Annotated in this window: 1 protein-coding gene; it reads right to left on the bottom strand. The window is 65.8% G+C overall.

Annotated features, from left to right (window positions below; genetic code table 11):
* Positions 1-1,108 (bottom strand): cache domain-containing protein (locus DOM66_RS19370; protein WP_188115224.1); only part of this gene is annotated, 1,108 nt, incomplete at its 3' end.
* Between the last annotated feature and the right edge of the window lie 364 nt (positions 1,109-1,472).

The following is a 1,472-nucleotide window of genomic DNA, read 5'->3' as shown; positions in this document are numbered from 1 at the left end:
GCCCGGCCAGACCGGCGCCCACCGCGAGCATCGCCAGAGTGTCCTGATGGCGCTGGCCGGCGAGCTGCTGCTGCAGGTCGTTGATACCGGCCATGGCCACGCTATGGGGCAGGCGGATCAACACGATCCAGGGCTTGCCATCGGCCGGGCCGACATGGAACGGCCACGCCATCTCGATCTGGCCGCCCTCCTCACGCAGCTCAGGCTGCCCCTGGCGCGCCTGTTCGAGCAGCGCATTGACGTCGGCATCGAACACCTCGCTGGCGTTCTTGCCCATGGCCTTGGGGTCGTCGGTATAGGCGGTGATTCCGCCGCGCGGGGCGATCAGCGCCCAGTCGCCGGCACCATCGTAGAGCGTGCTGCTGGCAGCTTTCAGCAGGTCCTGGATGAAGTCGACCGAGAGATCGACCCCGGCCTCGCCGCGAAACTCACCATCGACCAGGATCGGCACGTTGAACGAGGTCAACATCAGCGTCTTGCCGTTGAGGTCGTAAGACGCCGGATCGATGATGCAGGGTTTGCGGGTCTCCTTGGGGCAGAGATAGTACTCGCCCTCGCGTGCCCCGCTCGGCATCACCTTGGTGCTCTCCAGGGTGTCGCCCAGCGGCGTCACCGCGACCTTGCCGTCGGCGGTGCGATACCACAACGGCATGAAGCGCCCATCCTTGGCATAGCCGGCGTCCTCGCGCCCCTGATAGTAGGCGTCGCTGCCGAAGGCGTTGGGCTCCCAGGCGATGTAAGCATCGAGCAGCTCGGGATTGTCGACCATCGTCTGGCGCACCAGGTTGGAGAGCTCGTCGCGGCCCAGCGAGAACCGACGCTGGCCCTGGTCATCGACCGCGCCCATCAGCGCATTGGCGCTGGCGAGGGAGTGCGCCAGGGTCAGGGCGTGATCGAGACGCGCCTGGATGCGTTCGGCCTCGCGTCCGGCCACCGCGTTCAGGCGCTCGCGAATGCTGGTGGTCAACAGCTCATCGGTGCGGCTGTCCACCAGCGCCTGCGAGCGGGTGTTGGCGTAGATGGTGTAACCCACCAGCGCCGCGACCACGAAGACAATGCACGCCCCCACCAGCAGCGTGACCAAGGTACGTATCGATTTGAAGTGCATAAGGGGTTCCCGGAGAAAACGGTAGCGCCGGAGGCGCCACCAGCGAACGGCGCGCGCCGTTCTCGTTGTTCTGTTCTCGTCTGGCGCACTCGGCGCCTTTCCTGATGAGATATCGCCGTCGCTGGAGCAAACTTTAGGTATAGTTTGACAAGAGAGAGCTACAACAAAGAGAGGTGATGGCCGGGGCAGACGCCCCGGCCCTCCATCGGGTCAGCTCAACGCCGGGCGCTTGTGAGCCCCCGTGTCATCCAGGGTAAACACGCCCACCGTCTCGGCCAGGCGCTGCGACTCCTGCTGCAGCGCGGCGGCGGCGGTGGCGGTCTGCTGCACCATGCTGGCGTTCTGCTGAGTCACGCTGTCGAGT

The sequence above is a fragment of the Salinicola endophyticus genome (genome assembly GCF_003206575.1).
Lineage (GTDB): Bacteria > Pseudomonadota > Gammaproteobacteria > Pseudomonadales > Halomonadaceae > Salinicola > Salinicola endophyticus.
This window is presented reverse-complemented; position numbering and strand designations above follow the sequence as displayed.